Origin of the sequence: Solwaraspora sp. WMMA2059 (genome assembly GCF_027497315.1) — a bacterium.
Taxonomy (GTDB): domain Bacteria; phylum Actinomycetota; class Actinomycetes; order Mycobacteriales; family Micromonosporaceae; genus Micromonospora_E.
Genome location: NZ_CP114908.1, coordinates 1,874,061 through 1,893,543, shown reverse-complemented (window position 1 = coordinate 1,893,543; position 19,483 = coordinate 1,874,061). Strand labels below are relative to the sequence as shown.

The 19,483-nt window shown below is 71.4% G+C and carries 21 protein-coding genes; 1 reads left to right on the top strand and 20 read right to left on the bottom strand.

Translation table 11 applies throughout. The features are described 5' to 3' along the window. Position 1: 1 nt before the first annotated feature. The 20 genes from O7553_RS08665 to O7553_RS08570 form a co-directional block, all read right to left on the bottom strand. Positions 2-466, bottom strand: a complete 465-nt coding sequence (locus O7553_RS08665) for an OB-fold domain-containing protein (protein WP_281554298.1) — start codon at positions 464-466, stop codon at positions 2-4. After that, positions 466-1,623: an acetyl-CoA acetyltransferase gene (locus tag O7553_RS08660; RefSeq protein WP_281554297.1), complete on the bottom strand. Its 1,158-nt coding sequence runs from the start codon at positions 1,621-1,623 to the stop codon at positions 466-468. The genes O7553_RS08665 and O7553_RS08660 overlap by 1 nt, the downstream gene beginning before the upstream one ends. Next, a complete protein-coding gene (locus tag O7553_RS08655) occupies positions 1,620-2,069 on the bottom strand; it encodes a MaoC/PaaZ C-terminal domain-containing protein (RefSeq protein ID WP_281554296.1) in 450 nt (149 codons plus the stop codon). Before O7553_RS08655 ends, O7553_RS08660 begins: the two co-directional genes overlap by 4 nt. Continuing rightward, entirely contained in the window at positions 2,066-2,569 is a 504-nt protein-coding gene (locus tag O7553_RS08650) for a MaoC family dehydratase N-terminal domain-containing protein (RefSeq protein ID WP_281554295.1), read from the bottom strand. Before O7553_RS08650 ends, O7553_RS08655 begins: the two co-directional genes overlap by 4 nt. Then, on the bottom strand, positions 2,569-3,846 hold the full coding sequence (locus tag O7553_RS08645) for a RidA family protein (protein WP_281554294.1): 1,278 nt from the start codon (positions 3,844-3,846) through the stop codon (positions 2,569-2,571). The genes O7553_RS08650 and O7553_RS08645 overlap by 1 nt, the downstream gene beginning before the upstream one ends. 14 nt (positions 3,847-3,860) lie before the next feature. Then, positions 3,861-5,219 (bottom strand): MmgE/PrpD family protein, encoded by a 1,359-nt coding sequence (locus O7553_RS08640; RefSeq protein WP_281554293.1) that lies wholly within the window; start codon positions 5,217-5,219, stop codon positions 3,861-3,863. A 10-nt stretch (positions 5,220-5,229) separates the two neighbouring features. Next, positions 5,230-6,477, bottom strand: a complete 1,248-nt coding sequence (locus O7553_RS08635; protein WP_281554292.1) for a CoA transferase — start codon at positions 6,475-6,477, stop codon at positions 5,230-5,232. Then, positions 6,474-7,511 (bottom strand): LLM class flavin-dependent oxidoreductase, encoded by a 1,038-nt coding sequence (locus O7553_RS08630; RefSeq protein ID WP_281554291.1) that lies wholly within the window; start codon positions 7,509-7,511, stop codon positions 6,474-6,476. The genes O7553_RS08635 and O7553_RS08630 overlap by 4 nt, the downstream gene beginning before the upstream one ends. Beyond that, positions 7,508-8,041 carry a MaoC family dehydratase gene (locus O7553_RS08625; protein WP_281554290.1) on the bottom strand — a complete coding sequence of 178 codons (534 nt, stop codon included), beginning with the start codon at positions 8,039-8,041 and terminating at the stop codon, positions 7,508-7,510. Before O7553_RS08625 ends, O7553_RS08630 begins: the two co-directional genes overlap by 4 nt. Before the next feature lie 160 nt (positions 8,042-8,201). After that, entirely contained in the window at positions 8,202-8,978 is a 777-nt protein-coding gene (locus O7553_RS08620) for an FCD domain-containing protein (protein ID WP_281555537.1), read from the bottom strand. A gap of 94 nt (positions 8,979-9,072) precedes the next feature. Continuing rightward, positions 9,073-9,999 (bottom strand): TIGR03564 family F420-dependent LLM class oxidoreductase, encoded by a 927-nt coding sequence (locus O7553_RS08615; protein WP_281554289.1) that lies wholly within the window; start codon positions 9,997-9,999, stop codon positions 9,073-9,075. A gap of 8 nt (positions 10,000-10,007) precedes the next feature. Continuing rightward, on the bottom strand, positions 10,008-10,778 hold the full coding sequence (locus O7553_RS08610; RefSeq protein ID WP_281554288.1) for an enoyl-CoA hydratase/isomerase family protein: 771 nt from the start codon (positions 10,776-10,778) through the stop codon (positions 10,008-10,010). Then, the gene (locus O7553_RS08605; RefSeq protein WP_281554287.1) at positions 10,775-11,314 is read right to left on the bottom strand and encodes a MaoC/PaaZ C-terminal domain-containing protein; all 540 of its coding nucleotides are present in this window, start codon (positions 11,312-11,314) and stop codon (positions 10,775-10,777) included. Before O7553_RS08605 ends, O7553_RS08610 begins: the two co-directional genes overlap by 4 nt. Further along, the gene (locus O7553_RS08600) at positions 11,311-12,132 is read right to left on the bottom strand and encodes an ABC transporter ATP-binding protein (protein WP_281554286.1); all 822 of its coding nucleotides are present in this window, start codon (positions 12,130-12,132) and stop codon (positions 11,311-11,313) included. The genes O7553_RS08605 and O7553_RS08600 overlap by 4 nt, the downstream gene beginning before the upstream one ends. Beyond that, positions 12,129-12,992: an ABC transporter permease gene (locus O7553_RS08595; RefSeq protein ID WP_281554285.1), complete on the bottom strand. Its 864-nt coding sequence runs from the start codon at positions 12,990-12,992 to the stop codon at positions 12,129-12,131. Before O7553_RS08595 ends, O7553_RS08600 begins: the two co-directional genes overlap by 4 nt. A gap of 35 nt (positions 12,993-13,027) precedes the next feature. Next, the gene (locus O7553_RS08590) at positions 13,028-14,062 is read right to left on the bottom strand and encodes an ABC transporter substrate-binding protein (RefSeq protein WP_281554284.1); all 1,035 of its coding nucleotides are present in this window, start codon (positions 14,060-14,062) and stop codon (positions 13,028-13,030) included. A gap of 250 nt (positions 14,063-14,312) precedes the next feature. Further along, positions 14,313-15,848 (bottom strand): class I adenylate-forming enzyme family protein, encoded by a 1,536-nt coding sequence (locus O7553_RS08585; protein WP_281554283.1) that lies wholly within the window; start codon positions 15,846-15,848, stop codon positions 14,313-14,315. Continuing rightward, positions 15,845-16,294 (bottom strand): hypothetical protein, encoded by a 450-nt coding sequence (locus O7553_RS08580; protein WP_281554282.1) that lies wholly within the window; start codon positions 16,292-16,294, stop codon positions 15,845-15,847. Before O7553_RS08580 ends, O7553_RS08585 begins: the two co-directional genes overlap by 4 nt. Continuing rightward, the gene (locus tag O7553_RS08575; RefSeq protein WP_281554281.1) at positions 16,275-17,081 is read right to left on the bottom strand and encodes an enoyl-CoA hydratase-related protein; all 807 of its coding nucleotides are present in this window, start codon (positions 17,079-17,081) and stop codon (positions 16,275-16,277) included. Before O7553_RS08575 ends, O7553_RS08580 begins: the two co-directional genes overlap by 20 nt. After that, positions 17,078-17,953, bottom strand: a complete 876-nt coding sequence (locus O7553_RS08570; RefSeq protein ID WP_281554280.1) for a hypothetical protein — start codon at positions 17,951-17,953, stop codon at positions 17,078-17,080. The genes O7553_RS08575 and O7553_RS08570 overlap by 4 nt, the downstream gene beginning before the upstream one ends. Positions 17,954-18,202: 249 nt before the next feature. Between O7553_RS08570 and O7553_RS08565 the strand changes: the two genes are divergently transcribed. Beyond that, the gene (locus O7553_RS08565; protein WP_281554279.1) at positions 18,203-19,408 is read left to right on the top strand and encodes an MFS transporter; all 1,206 of its coding nucleotides are present in this window, start codon (positions 18,203-18,205) and stop codon (positions 19,406-19,408) included. Positions 19,409-19,483: the final 75 nt, after the last annotated feature.

Here is a 19,483-nt window from a genome sequence, read left to right as displayed (position 1 = left end):
CTCAGCGGGGATCGGCCGGCGTGGGTCGGCGTGGCGTGGGTCGACGGAAGACCGGCAGGGCGCGGCCGTCGGGCAGGTCGACCCAGTCGACGGTGACCGGGTCGCCGATCCGCCAGCCGGCATCGTCGGCGTCATCGTCCGGCCCGGTGCCGGGGCTGAAGCCGTCGAGGCGGGTGAGTAGCAGCGGGCCTTCGGCGAGCCGGACCCGGGCGATGGTGTACGGCACCGCCAGGTCGCGGCGCGGCGCCCGGTGCACGACGGTGAACGTGTCGACGGTGCCGTCGCCGCTGGCTTCGGTGAAGCCGAGCCGCGTGGTGTCGCCGCAGCGGACGCAGACCGCGCGGGGCGGATGCTGATGGTGACCGCAGCCGGTGCAGGTCTGCAGCACGAGGCGGTGTTCACAGGTCGCCTGCCACCAGTCGGCGGTCAGGTCGTCGGCGGGTGGTACCTCGGGCAGCGGGTTCATCACGACACCCCCAGCACGACGGTGGCGTGGGTGGACAGGATCGCGCCGGTGCCGTGCGCGACGGCGATCCGCGCGCCCGGCACCTGCCGGGCACTGGCCTCGCCGCGCAGCTGGCGGACCGCCTCGACCAGCAGCAGCACCCCGAACTGGCCGGGGTGGCAGTACGACAACCCGCCGCCGGAGGTGTCCAGCGGCAGGTCACCGCCGGGGCGGATCCGGCCGCCGGCGATGTAGTCGAGCACCTCGCCCTCGCCGCAGAAACCGAGAGCTTCGACGCTGAGCGCGGCGGTGATGGTGAACGAGTCGTACACCTGCAGCACGTCGACGTCGGCGGCGGTGATCCCGGCCCGGGCGAACGCCTCCGCGCCGGCCTCGCGGGCCCCGGTGTCCAGGATGTCGTCGGCGGCGGTCATCGACGTGTTGGTGGAGCGTTCGCCGTAGCCGAGCACCGCGACCGGGACCCGGCGCAGGTCACGGGCCCGGTCCGCGCTGGTCAGGACGATCGCGCCGCCGCCGTCGGTGACCAGGCAGCAGTCGGCGACGGTCAGCGGGGTGCAGACCGTCGGGGCGGCCCGCACCTCGTCGACGGTCAGCGGCGGCGCACCGTGGCGGTAGGCGGCCGGGTTGAGCCGGGCCCATTCGCGGGCGGCGACGGCGATCTCGGCCAGCTGCTCCGGGCTGCCGCCGTAGCGGTGCAGGTACGCCTGGGCGGCCATCGCGTAGTAGGAGATCGGGAACAGCGGCGCGTACGGCGTCTCGAACTGCGCCTCCGGGGTGTGCTCCTCGATCACCCCGGCCAGGCTGCGCGACCGTGCCGACCGCTGGTTGGAGGCAAAGCTGACCACCACGACGCTGGCCTGGCCGGCGTCGATGGCCTGCACGGCGCGGGCCACCATCATCTCGGCGGCGCTGCCGCCGACGAAGCTGGCGTCGACCCAGCGGGGCCGCAGCCCGAGGTGGTCGGCGAGCGCGGTGGTCGAGAAGCGGGAGATGCCGGTGGTGGCCAGCCCGTCGACGTCGGCGAGGGTGAGCCCGGCGTCGGCCAACGCCCGGGTGACCGCCTGGGTCTGCAGGGTCAGCGTCGACGCGGTGGTGACCCCGAGGTCGGATTCGGCCGCCCCGACGATCGCCACCGCCGCCCGGTCCCGCCCGGTCACGGCACACCGTCGGCGGTGCCCGCGCCTGGTCCGTCGGCGGTGCCGAGCAGGACGACAGCCCGGGCCGGCCGGGCCGCCGGACGTTCGGGGCCGTAGTCGCTGGCGGCGATGACGGCGGCCAGTTCGACCTCGATCCGGTCGCCGTCGACCTTGACCACCGTGCCTGTGCAACGCACCGTCTCACCGGCGAACATCAGGTTGCGGAAGGTGAAGGAGAGCTGCCGCACGAAGCAGTACGGCCCGAAGGCGTCCTGTACCAGTTCGACGAAGAGCGCGCCGAAGACCTGGCCGTCGACGACCGGGCCGGGCACCTTGGCGGCCGCCACGAACTCCGGGTCGTAGTGCAGCCGGTACCAGTCCCAGGTGGCGCCGGCGTAGGCGACCATGTCGGCCAGGGCGATGGTGCGTTCCAGCCCCGGCAGGGTGTCACCGACCTGCGCGATCACGTCGGATCACCGCCCATCGCGACCAGGATGATGGTTTCCTCGTTGACCGCCAGCAGTTCGCCGTGCTGGTTGGTGTAGGTGGCCCGGGAGCCGACGACCAGCATGTCGCCGCCGCCCCGGGTGCGTTTCTCGGTCAGGTCGTGGATCTCCCAGGTCGCGGTGATCACGTCGTCGGGACGGACCCGCCGGTGGAAGGTGTACGTGTTGCCGCCGCGTACCTGCCGGGTGCCGGGCACGTCCAGGTGCCAGGAGTGGCCGGCGTAGCCGTCGGAGGCCATCGGCAGCCCGGTGTACTGGCCGGTCTCGCAGATCAGCGTCGGTGGGGCGGTCACCCCGGGCAGGCCGTGCGCCCGGGCGTAGTCGCCGTCGCGGTAGATCGGATTGTCGTCGCCGACCGCCATCGCGAAGTAGCGCCCGGCGGCGGCGCCGAGCGCCTCCGGCGCGGTGTAGACCTTGCGGGTGCCGAGCAGCGCCCGCAGCTCGTCGGTGAGCAGACCCATCAGCTACCTCCAGCGGTGCTCGGCCCGTCGGCGGGCTCGACCCGGTCGACGGCCAGCTCGGCCGGTTCGTCGGCGGGCTCGGGGTAGACGGCGGTCGGGAAGACCTCCAGCAGGAACTCGGGGCGCAGCAGCGCCGCGCAGATCGCCCCGGTCGACGCCGGCCAGGGCGGGCTGAGCAGCCGCTCGCGTACCCCGGCGACCGCCCGGTAGTCGCCGATCGCCGAGGCGACGCAGAATTCGGTGGTCTCCACCAGGTCCTGCGGGCCGAGCCCGGCGTGGTCGAGCAGTTCACGGATCGCCCCGTAGGTAACCTCGGCCTGCGCGCCGATGTCGTCGGGGTGCAGTGCCTGCTGGGTCCGCATGTCCAGGGCGGCGAAACCGGACATGTACAGGGTCCGGCCGGCCTTCACCCCGGGGGCGTAGGTCAGCGAGTCGTACCGCGACCAGCCGGGGTTGACCAGTTCCAGCGGATGCCGCGACGCGGTGACGTCGATCGCGACCAGCGCATCGGGATGGTGCAGCCGGCTCATCAGGATGCCACCGGCTCCCGGGTAGACGCCGGCACCGCCGAGCCGTTCGGCGCGGACCCGGTGGGTTCTGCGGTACACCTCTCGGGTCGCCGGGGTGGAGTAGTCGTAGGTGGTGACGGCGGCGTCGAGCGACAGACCGGCGGCGACGAGCAGGTCCTGCGCCCGGTCCAGGCAGTACGCGTACTGGCTGACGAAGTCGCCCGGGTGGACCACCTCGCCGGTGGCGTCGACCGGCAGCATGGTCGGCAGGTAGACGGCACCGTCGTGGCCGCCGCGCACCGGTGAGGGCACCCAGCTGCCGGCGGCTCGCGGTTCGCTGGCGACAAGCAACTGGCCGCCGCCGACGACGGCGTGCAGTTCGATCTCGATCAGCGCGGCCCGGCGGACCAGCCGCTCGACCACGACGGTACGGACCACCGGCTGGTGCTCGCCGAACACCTCGGCGCGCACGGCGGCCGCGGCGGCGTAGTCGTCGAGGCCGGCCACGGTGACGTTCTCGGTCACCCGGGTGACGTCGGCCGGTCCGTAGCCGGCGGCTTCCAGGATGGTCAGCACCTTGCGGTACGCGGTGGCGGTCTGGGTGGCCAGGTCACCGCCGACGGTCATCTTGCCGAGCGTGGTGTCGAGCGCGGCGGCGGTGTGCCCGGAGGTCCAGGCGGCGTCGCCGTCGGCCAGCCCGAGGCAGAAGGTGAACCCGTCGTACGGGAACCAGGGGAAGTCGGCGGGTCGGATCGCGGCGGGCGGCACGGGCGTCTCCCTGGTCAGTCACCGGCGGCGGCCAGCGCCGCCATGATCGGGTCGAGGTCGTCGAGGTCGTCGAGGCGGCGCAGCAGGTCGACGACGGGCGCGCCGGCCGGGCCGGCGTTGCCGAGGAACTTGGCGGCCAGTTCGTCGTCGGTCAGCGGGGTGTCCGGGCCGCCGCCGCTGCGCGGCACCGCGCCGCGTACGGTCGTGCCGTCGGCCAGGGTGACCACGACGGCACCGGGGGCGTCGGCGGCGTGCCCACCGGTGGCGACGATCCGCCAGTGCAGCCGGGCCGCGAGGGCGGTCACGTCGGCGCGGTCGATGACGTCGGGCCGGTAGCTGGCGGTGGTCAGGTCGCCGTCGAGCAGTGTCGCGGCGACGCTCCACGGCAGCGAGAACTTCGCCGCGTACGGGGTGGCCGGCCGGGTCAGGTCCCGGCCGGGCCCGCAGACCGTGGGTGCCGAGTCGGGGTGCACGTCGACGTCGATCCGGGCGATCGCGGCCGGGTCGGCGGGAAAACCGGGCTGGCGGCGGGCGGCGCGGGCGGCGTCGATCGCGGCGTGCGACAGCTGGCAGGCCGGGTAGGGCTTGATGCCGATCCGGAGGGTTTCCCAGCGTTGGCCGAGGCCGGCGATGATCGACGCCGGGTCGACGGGGCCGGCGGCCAGGGCGTCGAAGACGCCGTGCGGGCCGTCGAAGACGTTCGCCGGGCCGGCCGCGCCGGCGGCGGCGAGCCGGGCGGCGAGGATGCCGGCGTGCGAGGCGAAGCCGGGGTGCAGTTGTTTGGTGGCCGCCCCGGTGTGCAGGAAGGCGAGCAGCCCGCCGGCCTGGCTGCCGGCGATGCCGAGCGCGTCGGTGGCGCGGGCGGCGTCCAGCCGCAGCAGCCGGGCGGTGACCAGCGCGCTGGAGAAGACCCCGGCGACCATGGTGGCGTGCAGGCCGCGGGCGTGGAAGCCGTGCGGGGCGGCGGCGGCGACCCGGCAGACCGTCTCGTACCCGGCGATGGCGGCGTGCAGTACGTCGCGGCCGCTGGCGCCGACCTGCTCGCCGACGGCGAAGGCGGCGGGCAGCACCACGGCGGTGGCGTGCACCAGGCCGGCGGCGTGGGTGTCGTCGAAGTCGAGCGCGTGCACCATGGCGCCGGCGGCCAGCGCGGCGGCGGGGGCACCGATCGTGTCCCGGCCACCGAGCAGGGTGGCTTCCGGTGGGCCGCCGAGGTCGCGGGCGACGTGCAGCGCCGGGTCGACGGTGCCGCCGCGCCGGCCGGCCAGGGCGGTGCCAAGGCCGTCGAGCAGGTGCCGTAGCGCGGCCCGCCGGACCGCCGCCGGCGGGTCGAGCGGTCCGGTCGCCCAGTCGGCGAGCGCTGCGGCGATCATGGCGGGCCGGTCATCGGGCGGTGTCCTCGGAACCGGCGGCGGCCGGGCCGGGGCTACGGGGGGTGCCGAACGCGCCGGCGGCGGTCAACTCGGCCAGGGTCTGCGGGTCGAGCCCGAGGATGTCGCCGGTGACGGTGGCGAAGTCCTCGTTGCGTTGCGGCGCGCGGCGGTACGCGGGCGGTTCGGCGCCGACCCGCACCGGGCTGGCGAGCTGCGCCACGGTGCCGAACCGGGGGTGTTCGGTGGTGACCACGAGGTCCCGGGCGGCGGTGTGCTCCTCGGCCAGCGCCGCCGGCACGTCGTTGATCGGCCCGCAGGGGATCGCGGCAGCGTACAGCTGGGTCAGCCACTCCTCGACGGTGCGCTGCCGGAAGATCTGCTCCAGTTCGGCGAGCAGCTCGTCGCGGTTGTCGCGGCGGGTGCCGAAGGTCCCGTACGGCGATCCGGCGGCGGCCCATTCGGGGTGGCCGACGACGTCGGCGAGCCGGGTCCAGAACTTCTCCTTGGCACAGCCGACCACCATCCAGCCATCCTTGGCCTGGAAGACCTGGAACGGCACCAGCGACGGGTGCGCCGAGTGGTGGGTGCGGGCCGGCTGGAAGCCGGCGTTGAGATGCCAGGTGGCCGGGTAGGTGAGCATCGAGATCGCGGTGTCGTAGAGACTGACGTCGCAGTCCATGCCGACGCCGTCGCGGCGGGCGGCGTGCACCCCGGCGAGCAGCGAGATGGCGGCGACGAACCCGCCGGAGTAGTCGACCAGGGACAGTCCGGACTTGGTCGGTGGTCCGTCGGGTTCACCGGTGAGCTCCATCCAGCCGGCGAGTCCCTGCAGGATGTAGTCGTAGCCGGGTTCGGCCCGACGCGGGCCGGTCATCCCGAAGCCGGTCAGCGAGACGCAGACGATCCGCGGGTTGATGTGCTTGAGGTCGTCGTAGCGAATTCGCATCTTCTCCGGCACGTCGCCACGCAGGTTGGAGTAGACGACGTCGGCGACGGCGACGAGCTTCTCGAACACCTCGCGGCCGGCGTCGGTGGTCAGGTCCAGTGACAGGCTGCGTTTGTTGCGGTTGAACGTCTCGAAGAACAGCGAGTCCTCGTCCTCGGCGTACGGCGGCACGTAGCGGCCGACGTCGCCGCCGGCCCGTGGATCCTCGATCTTGATCACTTCGGCGCCGAGGTCGGCCAGGTGTACGGTGCCGAACGGGCCGGCGCCGTACTGCTCCACGGCGATGATCCGGATGTCGGCCAGCGGCGTCATGCTGCGGCTCCCGTCAGCTCGGCGATCAGCGCGATGATCTCGTCCTGGGCGGCTCGGGTCTCGGCGGCGGGCAGCCCGTGGGTGGGTGGACTCAACTTGACCGAGTCGGCGATGCCCGCGTACCCGGCGATCCGCTCGGCAACCTCGGCGCGGTCACCCGCCAGGGTCAGCGTGTCGACCATCCGGTCGCTGACGGAGTCGGCGAGGTGGTCGGCGCCGGCGCCGGCCCGGAACGCGTCGATCACCTGTTGCTGGTCGTCGGCGAGGCCGTGGAAGGCGAAGAAGTCGGCGTAGGTGCGCACGGTGGCGTAGAAGCCGACCAGGCCGGCGGCGCGGCGGCGGGCCAACGCCCGGTCGTCGGCGACCGAGCAGCAGGCGGAGACGACGACGTCGAGGTCGGCGCGGGTCCGGCCGGCCCGGTCGATGCCGGCGGTCAGGTCGGGCAGGATCTGCCCGGCCAGGTACGCCGGAGAGCAGAGTTCGTGGCTGATCCAGCCATCGCCGATCTGCCCGGCCAGCCGGGTCATCAGCGGCCCCATCGCGGCCAGGTAGACCGGGATGCCGGCCGGCGGCACCGGGAACGGGCGTTCGTAGCCGCGGATGCGCATCGGCTCGTACTCGCCGTCGAGCATCATCGGTTCGCCGGTGGCGCAGTTGGCCCAGAAGTGCCGGATGTTGCGGACGGTCTCCCGCAGGTGGGCGACGGGTTTGCCGAAGTCGACGTGGTGCCAGTCCTCGTTGAGTCGCCGGACGCCGGAGCCGAGGCCGAGGATGAACCGTCCATCGGAGAGCTCGTCGAGGTCGAGCGCCTCCAAGGCGGTGATCATCGGGCTGCGGGTGAAGGCCAGCACGATCGAGGTGCCGATCCGGGCGGTCGTGGTGGTGCCGGCCAGCGCGGCGGCGGTGCCGGTTGCGCTACGGTGCAGTTCGGAGACCCAGAGCACCTCGGCGCCGGCCTGCTCGGCGCGACGGCCGGCGGCGGCGAGTTCGGCGAGGGTCTCTCCCCAGGGCTGGTAGGTCAGGCGCAGGCTCATCCGGTCGCCTCGTTCTCCAGCGACAGCGGGGTGGCGGCGGCCGGGAAGATTCCCTCGACCTGCTTGGCGCCACGCTTGTAGACGTAGAAGGTGCGTTTGAAGGCGCAGACCTGTGCGCCGTCCTGGTTGAGGGTGCGGGTGCGGACCGTCACGATCCCGGCGTACGGGCGGGACCCGGATTCACGCTTGTCGAGTACCAACGATTCACTGTAGAGGGTGTCGCCGGCGAACACCGGGTGCGGCAGGACGATCTCGTTCCAGCCGAGGTTGGCAAAGGCGTTCTGGGTGAGGTCGGTGACGCTCTGCCCGACCGCGATGGCCAGGGTCAGGGTGGAGACGACCAGTGGCCGCTCGAACTCCGACCGGGCGGCGTACTCGGTGTTGAAGTGCATCTGGCTGGTGTTCATCGTCAACAGGGTGAACCAGGTGTTGTCCGCCTCGGACACGGTGCGCCCGAGGGGATGCTGATAGACGTCGCCGACGCCAAAGTCTTCAAAGAAGCGTCCGGTCCACCCCTGCCGTACCGACATCGACCGATCCTCTCGCCCGCCCGTGAACTGCCACCAGCTTATTTGTCTGACTTTTACGAGTCAAGGGCCAGCAACTCAACCAGGCCAACGAAAACGCCCTGCTCAGCACGACAGCAGGGCGTAGTTCCGAAACATCAGGTATTTAGTTGTGAGTTTGTCTTCAGTGTCCGTCGTACGCCCGGCGGACGGTACCCAGGTGGGCCCGCATCGCCGCCTGCGCACCCTCGACATCACCGGCCTCGACATAGCCGCAGATCTCGGTGTGTTCGGCGTCGATCTGGCTCCAGTACTCCGCGGGCATGTCGCGGTCGGCGGTCCGCGCCTGCAGCACCCGGAAGACCGGCTCGGCCATCACCCCGAGCAGCTGGTTACCGGTCGCCTCGACCAGCACCCCGTGGAAGGTCCGGTGCTCACGGAACTTGCGGCCGCGGGCCCGGGTCGACTTCTCCCGCTCCACCGCTTGACGCATCAGCACCAGATGTTCGTCGGCGCGGCGCAGCGCGGCCAGCCCGGCCGCCGGCACCTCCAGGCACTCCCGCGCCTCCAGCAGGTTGTCCAACGTGATGTCCCGGGCCCCGGACATCAGCCCGAAGCTCATCTCCAGATACTCGCTCACCTGGTCGAACTGCACCCGGGCCACGAAGGTGCCGCCGGTGGTTCCCCGGGTGGTGCGGATCAGATCCTTGGACGCCAGCACCCGCAACGCCTCCCGTACCGTGCTACGGCTGACCCCGAAGATCTCCGACAGCTCGACCTCGGTCGGCAACCGGTCCCCCGCGGTCAGCGACCCGTCCAGGATCCGCTCCCGCAACTGGTCGGCGACCTGCTGGTACGCGGGTTGGACCCGGGTCACCCCGAGCACCCCAGGATCCCGGCGGTGCCCCGGGATCGCCTTTTCCGACCGGCTCGCCGGCTCGTGCGTCACGTCCTTGGCCATGGTCACTTCGGCTCCGCATCCTTTCGGACCCGCACACCGGAGTGCGGATTCGTCGCGAACCACCACGGTAGGGCATGGCGGACGCCGATCCGCGTCACTGTCGGCCATCCCCGGTCGAACGGGTGGTCCCGGCCAGCTCGCCGATCAGCGCCCGCGTTGCCGCCCGTTCCTCCGGGGTGCCGTAGAACTGGGCCGCGAAGGTGCTCGCCCCGGCCCGCGCATAGCGGTCGATCTCGGCCCGCACCTCGTCTGCGTCACCGACGATCGCCATCTGGTTGGCCCGCTGTAAACCTTCGCGGTCCAGCATCGCCCGGTAGGACGGCTTGTCGTCGTACCAGCCGAGCACCGGGTCGATCGCCGCGCGGGCCCGGGTCGGGTCGTCGGTGACGCAGACCGCGGCGGTCACCACGATCTCGGGGGCCGGCCGACCAGCCGTCCGCGCGGCGGCGGTGATCGCCGGTACGGTCAGCTCGGTCAGCGTGCGCGGGCCGACCATCCAGGTGATCGTGCCGGCGGCAAGGGCACCGGTCAGCTCCAGCATCTTCGGGCCCAGCGCGGAGACCATCACCGCCGGTGCCGGCGGGTCGCCGCTGATCGTCAGGTCACCCCGGGCGGTGATCACCTCACCGGTGTAGCGGACCCGCTGGGTCAGCGCGCCGGTCAGCGCGGTCAGGTACTCGCGCATGTAGCGCGCCGGCCGCTCGTAGGACATCCCCCAGCAGGGCTCGACCACCTGCGGGTGCGACGGCCCGACGCCGAGCACCAACCGGCCGCCGAGCAGCATGTTGGTGGTGAGCGCCTGCTGGGCCAGGGCCATCGGGTGACGCGGGTAGACCGGCACCACGGCGGTGCCGATCCGCAGCCGGCTCAGCTGCCGACCGTACGCGCCGATCACGGTCAGCGTGTCGTGCCCGAAGCCCTGCGTCAGCCAGTAGCTGGCGATCCCGTCGGCGTCGGCGGCCCGCAGGTCACGCTCGAGGTCGTCGAGCCGTTCGATGTGGCTGAAGATCCCGTAGTCCATCGTGCCCCTCAGTGCCGGAATTCCCGCATGGACTCGCCGCGCCGGGCGGTCGAGGCGTCGGAGCGGGCCAGCATCGCCAACCCGAACGCCTCGGCCGCGGACCGCTGCGCCTGCACCGCCGTCCACACCGTCTCCACCGTGGTGGTCAGCACGTCGAGCGGATGCTGGGCGATCTCGGTGGCGATGGCCAACGCCCGGTCCACCAGATCGGCGGGAGCGGTCACCTCGGTCACCAGACCGAGCTCCAGCGCCCGGCGGGCGTCGATGCGGTACGCGCGCCCGGTCAGCACCATCCGCATCAGCTCGCCGAGCGGCAGCCGCCCCAGCGCGCCGACCGCCTCGACCGGGTTGGCCAGGCCCACGTCGTGGTGGGTGTCGAAGAAGGTCGCCGTCTCGGTGCAGAGCACCACGTCGGCGTCGTTGACGAAGTGCCAACCACCGGCGCAGCAGTGCCCGTTGACCGCCGTCACCACCGGCTTGTAGACGCCCAGGTCGCGGGCGGTCAACGCGACCCGGCCGGCGTGGTCCAGCGACGGACTGGTGACCCCGGCGTCGAGGGTGTCGTCGACGTCGAAGCCGGTGCAGAAGCCGCGCTCGCCGGCTCCGGTCAGCACGGCGACGTGCAGGCCGTCGTCGGCACCGAACCAGCGCCAGGTACGCCGCAGTTCGTCGACCATCACCCGGTCGTAGGCGTTGAGCCGGTGCGGCCGGTCCAGGGTGACCAGCAGCACCCGCCCGTGCCGGGTCAGCGTGAGGGTGCTGGTCGACGGCGGTTTCACGGCTGCTCCGGGTTTGCCGCGCCGACGCCCGGCGCAGAATCGGACTCGGACTCCGGCTCGGGCTCGGGCAGTGGGCGCAGCAGGTAGGAACGCGTCATCCGCAGGACGGTCTCGTCCCGCTGGTTGCGTACGTCGTCGTGCACCACGCCCACGTACATCCGCCCGCCCGGGGTCGGCTCCAACCGCGTCACCTCGATACGCACGCGTAGCGTGTCACCGGCGGACACCGGCCCGGTGTAACGGATCTCGTCGATGCCGAGCGCGGCGTGGCAGTCCAGGCCGGCGGCGTACCAGGCGGCGTACATGGTGGTCGAGGTGAGCCCGGCGGCGAGCGCGATCAGGCACGGCCCGCCCAGGATCGGCCGGCCGAACCCGGTGCCGCGCATGTACTCGGCGTCGGTGTGCAGCGGGCCGTTCTCCCAGGAGACGTTGACGATCGCGGCGAAGTCTCCGTCGGTCAGCGTCCGGGCCGGGGTGAGCAGCACCGCCCCGGCCGCGAACGCGGTCGGCAGCCGGGGTCGCAGCGCGCCGGTCACGACGCACCCGGCCCGGCGAGTCGGGTGTGTGCCTCGTCGACGACGAGACCACCGTCGTCGGTGGCGGTCATCGTCGAGATGATCTCGTGGGTGAGTTCGCGGCTGACGTCGAACAGCCGGGGATCGTCGTAGCTGCGCGGCAACGGCACCTCGACGTCGACCACCCGGCGTACGGTCGACGGCCGGTTGGACATCAGCACCACCCGGTCGGAGAGCACCGCGGCCTCGAACACGTTGTGGGTGACGAAGACGAACGCCTTGCCCGCCGTCTGGGTACGCAGTTCCAGCAGCAGCTGACGCAGGCTGCGGGCGGTGAACTCGTCCAGCCCGCTGAACGGCTCGTCCATCAGCATCACCGGCGCGTCCAGCACGAACGCCCGGGCTAGCGCGGTGCGCTGCTGCATGCCGCCGGAGATCTGGTGCGGATAGTGGTTCTCGAAGCCGGCCAGTCCGACCCGACGCAGCACCGGCATCACCCGGTCGGACCACTGCGCCCGGTCCACCCCGGTCGCCTTCAGGGCGAACTCGACGTTCTGCCGGACTGTCTTCCAGGGCAGCAGCCGCGGCTCCTGGAACACGTAGCTGAACTGCACCCCCGGTGCCCCGCTGCGGATCTCGGCTGTGCCGGTGAAGTCGGTGTCCAGCCCGCTGAGCATGTTCAGCACGGTCGACTTGCCACAACCGGACGGTCCGACCAGCGCGACGAACTCGCCGTCGGCAATCTCCAGGTTCATCCGCTCGATGACCGTGATGAAGCCGTTGCGGGTGTGGAAGCCCTTGACCAGGTCGGATATGACGATCCGGGCGTCGGCGCTCATCGGGCCCCCTCCGGACGCCAGCGGAACAGCTTGGCCTCGATCGGTTTGAACACCGCCAACTCCAGCACCACCATCAGGATCGAGAAGAACAGCGTGAGTGCGAAGACCTGTTCCATCCGGAAGAGCTGGAACCAGTAGTTGAGCCGGTAGCCGATGCCGTCGGTGCGGCCGAGCAGCTCGGCGAGGACGACGACCTTCCACACGATGCCGAACCCGAACCGGGCCGAGGCCATCACCGCCGGCAGCACCTGGGGCAGGGTCACCTCCCGGGTACGCAGGCCCCGCGACGCACCGAGAGTGCGGGCCATCTGGCCGAGCCGGGGGTCGATCGCCTTGACCCCGGACCACATGTTGATCGCGATGATCGGAAAGGACGTCAGGGTGATCGCCACGACGGTGGCGGTGTCGTTGAGGCCGAACATGATGAACGCGACGATCACCCAGCAGAGGCTGGGGATGGTCTGGCCGACGGCGATCCAGATGTCCAGCAGCCCTTCGGCGATCCGGGACAGCCCCATCACCAGACCGACCAGCACACCGAGCACCATGGAGGCGGCGAAGCCGATCAGGATCCGGACCATGGTGACCTGCAGGTCGGTCCAGAAGACCGTCTCCTGCACGCTGGTCACCAACGCCGACGCGGTGGTCCACGGGGTCGGCAGGATCCGCTCACCGACGGCCAGTGAACCCAGCCACCAGATGACGATCAGCATGAACACGGAGGCGATCCGCAGCGAGACGCCGTGCCGCAGGAAGCGGTGGGCACCACCGCGCCCACCGCCACCGCGGCCACCCGCCGCGCCACGATCCGCCGCTCCGGCCGTCGCTTGCGCCGGCTGGGTGGTTTCGGACAGGGTCATCGTGCGTCTCCTCGCGAGGCGGGGGGTGGTCGACGTCAGACGAACAGCCCGTCGGGCACCTCGGGCAGGAACTCCGGCTCACCGTTGTCGCTCAGGAAGGTGAGCAGCTCGGCGGCCTGCTGCTTCTCCTGCTCGCCCCACTGCTCGACGAGCCGGCCGCGCTGGTTCTCCCAGATGACGTCGAGCACTGCCTGGTCGTCGATCTCGTACAACTCCCGCAGGGCGCTGTCCCACAGCGACTGGTCGCCGTTGAACCGGGTCTGGTACTCGAGGTTCACGTCGACGAAGGCCTGCACGGCCTCCTGGTTGGCGTCGATGAAGTCGGTGGCGAAGTCCCAGCCGGCGGTGAACGCCTGCAGCCCGGTGGCCTCCTCCAGCAGCACGCCGAGGTCGCCCAGCGACCGGTACTCGCCGCTGACCACCCGGTCCGCACCGGCCGGGTCGATCACCAGTGCCATGTCCACGTCGCCCTGGCCGAGCAGTTCGGCCATCAGGTTCGGGGCGCCGTACTGCACCTCGCAGTCGGTGGTGGGGTTGAAGCCGTGGTATTCGCGGCAGAGTGCGAAGAACTGGTTGGTGGAGGAACCGATCGCACTGCCGAACAGACCAAGCTTGCGCCCACGCAGGTCACCGAGGGACTGGATGTCGCTGTCGGCGCGCACCAGGATGCCGTTGGTGGTGCGCTGCAGCGCGCAGACGACCTTGCGGTCGACGCCGGTGGCGACCAGGTTGGCGGTGGACGGGATGCCGCCGAGGCCACCGTCGACCTCGTTGGCCCGGTACGCGGTGTAGACGGCGGCCGCCTCGGCGTACTCCTCGTACTGGATGTCGAGGCCGGCGGCCTCGAAGGCACCGTCGGACATGGCGAGCTTGAACGCGGCGAGCGCCGAGGCCGGTAGTCCGGCGAGTCGGATCGTGGTGAGGTCGCCGTCGGCGGCGCCGGTGGAACCGGAGTCGGAGTCGTCGCTGCCGCAGGCGGTCAGCAGTACGCCGCCCATGAACGCGCCGCCGAGACCGGCGAGCACGGAGCGACGGGAGAGGGCGACACCGGAACTATTGAAGTGGGACACGATGGCCTCCTGATCACGAAGTCCGTGCGGTCGACAGGTGAGCCGCGAGCCGCATCGGGACCTTGGTGCGGATGACACTAACGGCCTCTGACCAGCCAGTCCACTAAAAGTCAGAGTTTTACCGTACTGACACAATCTCCACCGCTGGCAGCAGCGCAACAAGCGGGCAGCGCCGCGTTTCAATACGGGTACAGCGACGAAAACCGTCCCACCCACATTGGTCAGACATTGGAAGAGAAGGCGCCTACAATCAACCCTTACCAGGTTGACTGACGTACTCGTCGCGGATCGTCCGCTTGAGGATCTTCCCGCTCGGGTTGCGCGGCAACTGGTCGACCACGTGCCATTCCCGGGGAACCTTGTACCGCGCCACGTGCTCCCGTACGTAGCCATCCAGCGTGGAGACGTCGATCTGCTGGCCGGCACGGCTCACCACGAACGCGGCGATCCGCTCGCCGTACACCTCGTCCGGAACGCCGACCACCGCGACCTCGTCCACCGGCCCGTGCCGCGCGATGACCTCCTCGATCTCGCGGGGGAAGATGTTCACCCCACCCGCGATGATCATGTCCTTCTTCCGGTCGACGATCGAGATGAAGCCTTCCTCGTCACGGACCGCGATGTCGCCGACCGAGAAGAAGCCGTCGGCGTCGTACCCGGCCCGGGTCGCCTCCTCGTCGTTGAGATAGCCGGTCAGCAGCAGCGGCGAACGCGCGTACAGCTCGCCGGGCTCACCCGGGCCGACCTGCGCCCCGTCCTCGTCGACCAGCCGTACCTCGTTCCAGAACCACGGATGACCCACGCTGCCCGCCCGGTCCAGCGCGAACTCCGGCCGCAGGTTGGTCACGATCGAGCACTCCGTCGACCCGTAGAGCTCGTGCACCTCCACGCCGGGAAACGCCTCGATCACCCACTCCTTGAGCGCGACCGGCAACGCGGCGGCGTTGAAGTAGAGGGTCTTCAGCGCCGACAGGTCGTAGCGGGCCGCCGGCTCCGGACAGAACCGGCGGATGTGCTGGGCGTGGGTGGGCACCAGGAAGACCGTCTCCGCCCGGCTGCTCACCATCAGGTCGAGCAGCCGCTGCGGATCCCAGCTCGGCAGTACCGTGCAGGAGCCGCCGAGCATCGGTGCCGCGTACGCGAACTCGAAGCCGGCGCCGTGGTACATCGGCGCCACCGCGATCGTGCTGCGGTTCGGGCCCAGCCCGTAGTCCAGCCCCACCCCGAACGCGGTCAGCACCCGGCCCCGGTGGGTGAGCAGCACCCCCTTGGGTCGCCCGGTGGTGCCGGAGGTGTACGTGACACAGAACGGATCCAGCTCGTCGACCGGCACCTGCGGGTCGACCGCCCGCCCACCGTCGAGGAACGTCCCGTAGTGCTCGCCCACCCCGCCGTCGAAGCTGAGCACCAGCCGTAGCCCGTCGAGCAGCCCGTCGACCCGGTCGGCGAGGTCGTCGGCGACGATGATCCCCTGGACGGCCGAGTGGGCCAGGATGTACGCGTTGTCGGTCACGTTGTTGCGCGGGTTCAGCGGCACCGTCGGGATACCGGCCTTGGCCATCGCCGCGGAGATCTCGAAGTACTCGTACCGGTTGTTGCTCAGCACCGCGATCCGCTCCCCGGGCGCCAACCCCCGGTCCAGGGTCGCACTGGCCAGCTGGCTCGACCGCTGGTGCAGGGCACCGAAGGTGACCTCACGGTCGCCGTCGACCACCGCGATCCGGCGTGGCGTGGCGCGGCCGAACTCCCGGATCCCGGCCGCCATGTTGAGCTGCACACCCGTCACCTTGGGTCCGCCTTTCCCGATTCGTTCATCAGCATGACGGCTTCGGCCTCGGCCACGGGCGCACCGTCGGCGTCGACGGCGGTCCACCGCAGCTCGGCCACGACCTTGCCGCTGGAGGTGCTCCGGCTGGCGAGGCGCTCGATCCGCACCCGCAGCGTGGCGCCGGCCCGGACCAGCTGATGGAACCGCATCCGGCGCAGCTCCAGCAGCGCGATCGCGTCGTCGAGCTGGCCGGACTGCTCGGCCAGGCCGCCCATCAGCAGCAGCACCGCCTGGCCGGGCAGCGGCGGGCCACCGCCACTGCCCGGGTCCGGCGGGTTGAACAGCGGATGGGTGTAGCCGCCCCGACTGATCAGGGTGTCGACCAGCTCCGCGGTGACGGTGACCGACGGCGGATCCGCCGACGGCGAGGGCGGGGCCGGCGGTTCAGGCAAGGCCGCGGACATCGACGTCCCCCCAGACCGGCTCGCGCTTGTCGACGAACGCCCGGTAGCCCTCGGCCACCTCGGGCACCTCCTCGTGCAGCCGGGAGAACATCTCGCGCTCGTAGCGCAGGCCCTCCTCCAGCGTCATGGTGTGCACCGAGTTGAGCAGCCGCTTGGTGATCGCCATCGCCGGGCGGGACCGGCCGCGCAGCGACGACAGCAGCTTGCCGACCTCGTCGTCCAGCTGCGCCCGGGGTGCGCTGGCCAGCGCGACACCCCACTGCACCAGCTCCGGCCCGCGCAGCCACAGCGGGGTGAGCATCAGCGCCTTGGCCCGCTGGTCGCCGAGCTTGCGCGGCGCACGCTGGCTGGAGCCGGCACCGGGCGGCATGCCGAACTCCAGGTGGATGTCGCCGACCTTCGCCTCGTCGGCGGCGATCACGAAATCACAGGCCAGGATCAGCTCGAAGCCACCGGCGCGGGCGAGGCCGTTGACCCGGGCGACGACCGGTACGCCGAGCTGCTCGATGCGACGCAGTACCGCATGGTACGAGCGCAGGAACGGCAGGAAGATCCGCTGTGGGTCGTCGAAGCAGGATTCCAGGAAGTCGATGTCCATCCCGACGCTGAACGCCCGGTCCCCCACTCCGGTGATCACCACGGCCCGCAGGGTGTGATCGACCTCGGCGGCGGCCAGGGCGGCGTCCAGTCCGGCGATCGCCGCCGGCGTCAGGCTGTTCATCGTCTCCGGGCCGTCGAGGACGATCGTCATCACCTGGTCGTCGGTGGCGAACCGTACGTCGGTCACGCCGTCGCCTCCCCGATCTTGACGAACAGCTCGACGTCGGTGTCGGCGACGATGGGCGGCGGCGTGGCACCGGCCGGCAGGTGTATCAGCGAGCAGGCGGTCAGCGGCTGCCCCGCGACCGTCAGGGTCCCCGTGGTGGTGACGAGGAACCGTTCCCGGTCGACCGGCTGCGGCGTACCGGTGTAGCCGGCCGGCAGCCGGACCAGCGCACTGCACGCCCCGGTGACCACGTTGCGGCTCAGCGGCCGGCCCACCGGTGTCGGTCCGGTGTCGGGCGACGGCAGCCCGACCACCTCGGCGTCGACACCCGACCACCGGGCGGTCAACGGTGCCCAGGGCAGCTGCCGCGACTCGACCCGCCGCAGGTAGCCGCGCGGGCCGACGTCGTCGGCCGCCCCGGCTGCCCCGTTTGCCCGGGCCCGCACGCCGGCCTGGTCGTCCGGGCAGACCACCCGGGTCACCCGGTCACTGCCCTCGGTGGCGACCGCGCCCTCCATGCACAGGATCGCGGTGAAGCCCTCGTCGCTGCTGGCCTTGTGCACCCAGCCCGGCGGACGCCAGAAGTAGTCGCCGGCGATCAGCCGTCCCTCGGCGCTGAGGTCGACCACACCGTCGAGGAAGTACGCCTCCTCCACGCTGTCGTGGTAGGCCTCGCTGAGATCGCGGTAGCCGGCGACGGCCCGGATGTGGTCGATCCTGCGGGTGGTGTCCCGGTCCAGCCACAGCGACCGCATCCAGTACCGGGACAGCAGTTCACGCACCTGGTCGGGGTCGCCGCCGAAGTTGTCGCGGAAGGCGGGCTCCATCGAGTCGTAGACCTGCTCGCCGTTGACCCACGGCACGTTCCCGGCGTCGACGATCGTGACTGTCATCGGTGCACCTCCACCTCCCGCCACTGGCGGCGAGTACGCCCAGTGCCTCAACCTAATATGTCTGACGTTAGGCGTAAAGACACTGGACAACAGTCCTTGACGCCAACACTGTTTCCGCCGTGTAACCTCGTCGCCCGCCGAGCAAGCAGCAGTTCCAGGCCACACTCTGCAGGTGGGAACCCTCGTCTGGCAAGACCTTGACAGCCTCGGACCTCATTCATCAGACTTTTGTCCGGAAGGCGGTGGCCGGTGTCGACCTCTGCGCTGGAGGAAACCCCACGACGTCCGTCGGCGAGGATGGCTGCCGCCTCCGGCGCGCTGATCCTCGTCGCCGTGCTGGGCAGTTTCGCCGCCACCCCGCTGTTCGCGATCTACGCGGACCGGTGGCAGCTGACGCCGGCGCAGGTCGCCGTCGCGTTCGCCGGCTATCCCGTCGGGGTGATCCTGGTCGTGACGCTACTGGGCGGTCTGTCCGATCTGGTCGGTCGACGGGCGGTGATGTTCGGCGGGGTCGCGCTGGTCCTGGCGGCGTGCCTGGTGACCGCGACCGCGGCGTCGCTGCCGGCGCTGGTCGCCGGGCGGGTGGTGCAGGGCATGGCGACCGGGATGGTCAGCGCCACCACCGCCGCCGCGCTGCTGGACTTCCATCCTCGCGGCACCCGTGCGGGGAGCCTGACCCACTCGGTCTGCACCACCCTCGGCATGGGCCTGGCACCGCTGATGTCCGGGTTGCTGGCCGACCACACCCGCTACCCGCTGGTGCTGCCGTTCGTCGTCATCGGCGTGGCCGCCCTGGTGCCGTTGATCCTGCTGGTCCGCACCCCGGCCGACCGTCGGACGACGCGACGGATCCGGCTGGTCCGGCCGGTCCGGGTCCCCCGCGCCATCCTGCTGCCGTTCAGCGTCGCCACCTGCTCACTGATGACCCTCAACGGGTGCATGGCCCTGTTCGGCACCTTCGGCTCGCGGATCCTCGCCGAAGGTGCCGGCGTCACCGCCGCCGGCGGCACCGGCGGACTGCTCACCCTGCTGATCGGTATGACGCTGCTGTCCCAGTTGCTGTTCAACCGACTCGACTCGACCCGGTCGATCTGCCTGGGCGTAGTGGCGATCACCGGTGGCGCCGGGGCCACCGCGCTGGCCCTGCATCTTCAGGACCCGGCGGCCACCGTCACCGGCGCGGTGCTGGTCGGCTTCGGGGGCGGGCTGACGCTGCTCGGCGCCACCCGACTGATCGGCGAGTCGGCACCGACGCACCGGCGGGCGGAGATCTACGCGGCGTGGATGGTGGCCGCCTTCACCACGCTCGGCGGCAGCGCACTGCTCAGCGGCGCGGCGCTGACCGGCACCTCGCTGTCAGCGGTGCTGACCGTCGCGACCGGGATCATCGCCCTGCTCAGCACGTACACGCTGGGTGCCGCCGCCCTGGACGCCCGCCGCCGCCGTCGGCGGTGAAGGGCCGCGCGGCCGCCGGTCAGTCGCCGTCGCGCCCGCCGGGTCAGTCGCCGTCGCGCCCGCCGGGTCAGTCGC

What these genes read in the sequence shown, in the direction of transcription:
- O7553_RS08570 (WP_281554280.1), bottom strand. Translation starts at nt 17,953, where the DNA reads ATGACAGTCACGATCGTCGACGCCGGGAACGTGCCGTGGGTCAACGGC.
- O7553_RS08635 (WP_281554292.1), bottom strand. Translation starts at nt 6,477, where the DNA reads ATGACGCCGCTGGCCGACATCCGGATCATCGCCGTGGAGCAGTACGGC.
- O7553_RS08595 (WP_281554285.1), bottom strand. Translation starts at nt 12,992, where the DNA reads ATGACCCTGTCCGAAACCACCCAGCCGGCGCAAGCGACGGCCGGAGCG.
- O7553_RS08615 (WP_281554289.1), bottom strand. Translation starts at nt 9,999, where the DNA reads ATGGACTACGGGATCTTCAGCCACATCGAACGGCTCGACGACCTCGAG.
- O7553_RS08625 (WP_281554290.1), bottom strand. Translation starts at nt 8,041, where the DNA reads ATGTCGGTACGGCAGGGGTGGACCGGACGCTTCTTTGAAGACTTTGGC.
- O7553_RS08640 (WP_281554293.1), bottom strand. Translation starts at nt 5,219, where the DNA reads ATGATCGCCGCAGCGCTCGCCGACTGGGCGACCGGACCGCTCGACCCG.
- O7553_RS08665 (WP_281554298.1), bottom strand. Translation starts at nt 466, where the DNA reads ATGAACCCGCTGCCCGAGGTACCACCCGCCGACGACCTGACCGCCGAC.
- O7553_RS08600 (WP_281554286.1), bottom strand. Translation starts at nt 12,132, where the DNA reads ATGAGCGCCGACGCCCGGATCGTCATATCCGACCTGGTCAAGGGCTTC.
- O7553_RS08580 (WP_281554282.1), bottom strand. Translation starts at nt 16,294, where the DNA reads ATGTCCGCGGCCTTGCCTGAACCGCCGGCCCCGCCCTCGCCGTCGGCG.
- O7553_RS08620 (WP_281555537.1), bottom strand. Translation starts at nt 8,978, where the DNA reads ATGGCCAAGGACGTGACGCACGAGCCGGCGAGCCGGTCGGAAAAGGCG.
- O7553_RS08630 (WP_281554291.1), bottom strand. Translation starts at nt 7,511, where the DNA reads ATGAGCCTGCGCCTGACCTACCAGCCCTGGGGAGAGACCCTCGCCGAA.
- O7553_RS08650 (WP_281554295.1), bottom strand. Translation starts at nt 2,569, where the DNA reads ATGGGTCTGCTCACCGACGAGCTGCGGGCGCTGCTCGGCACCCGCAAG.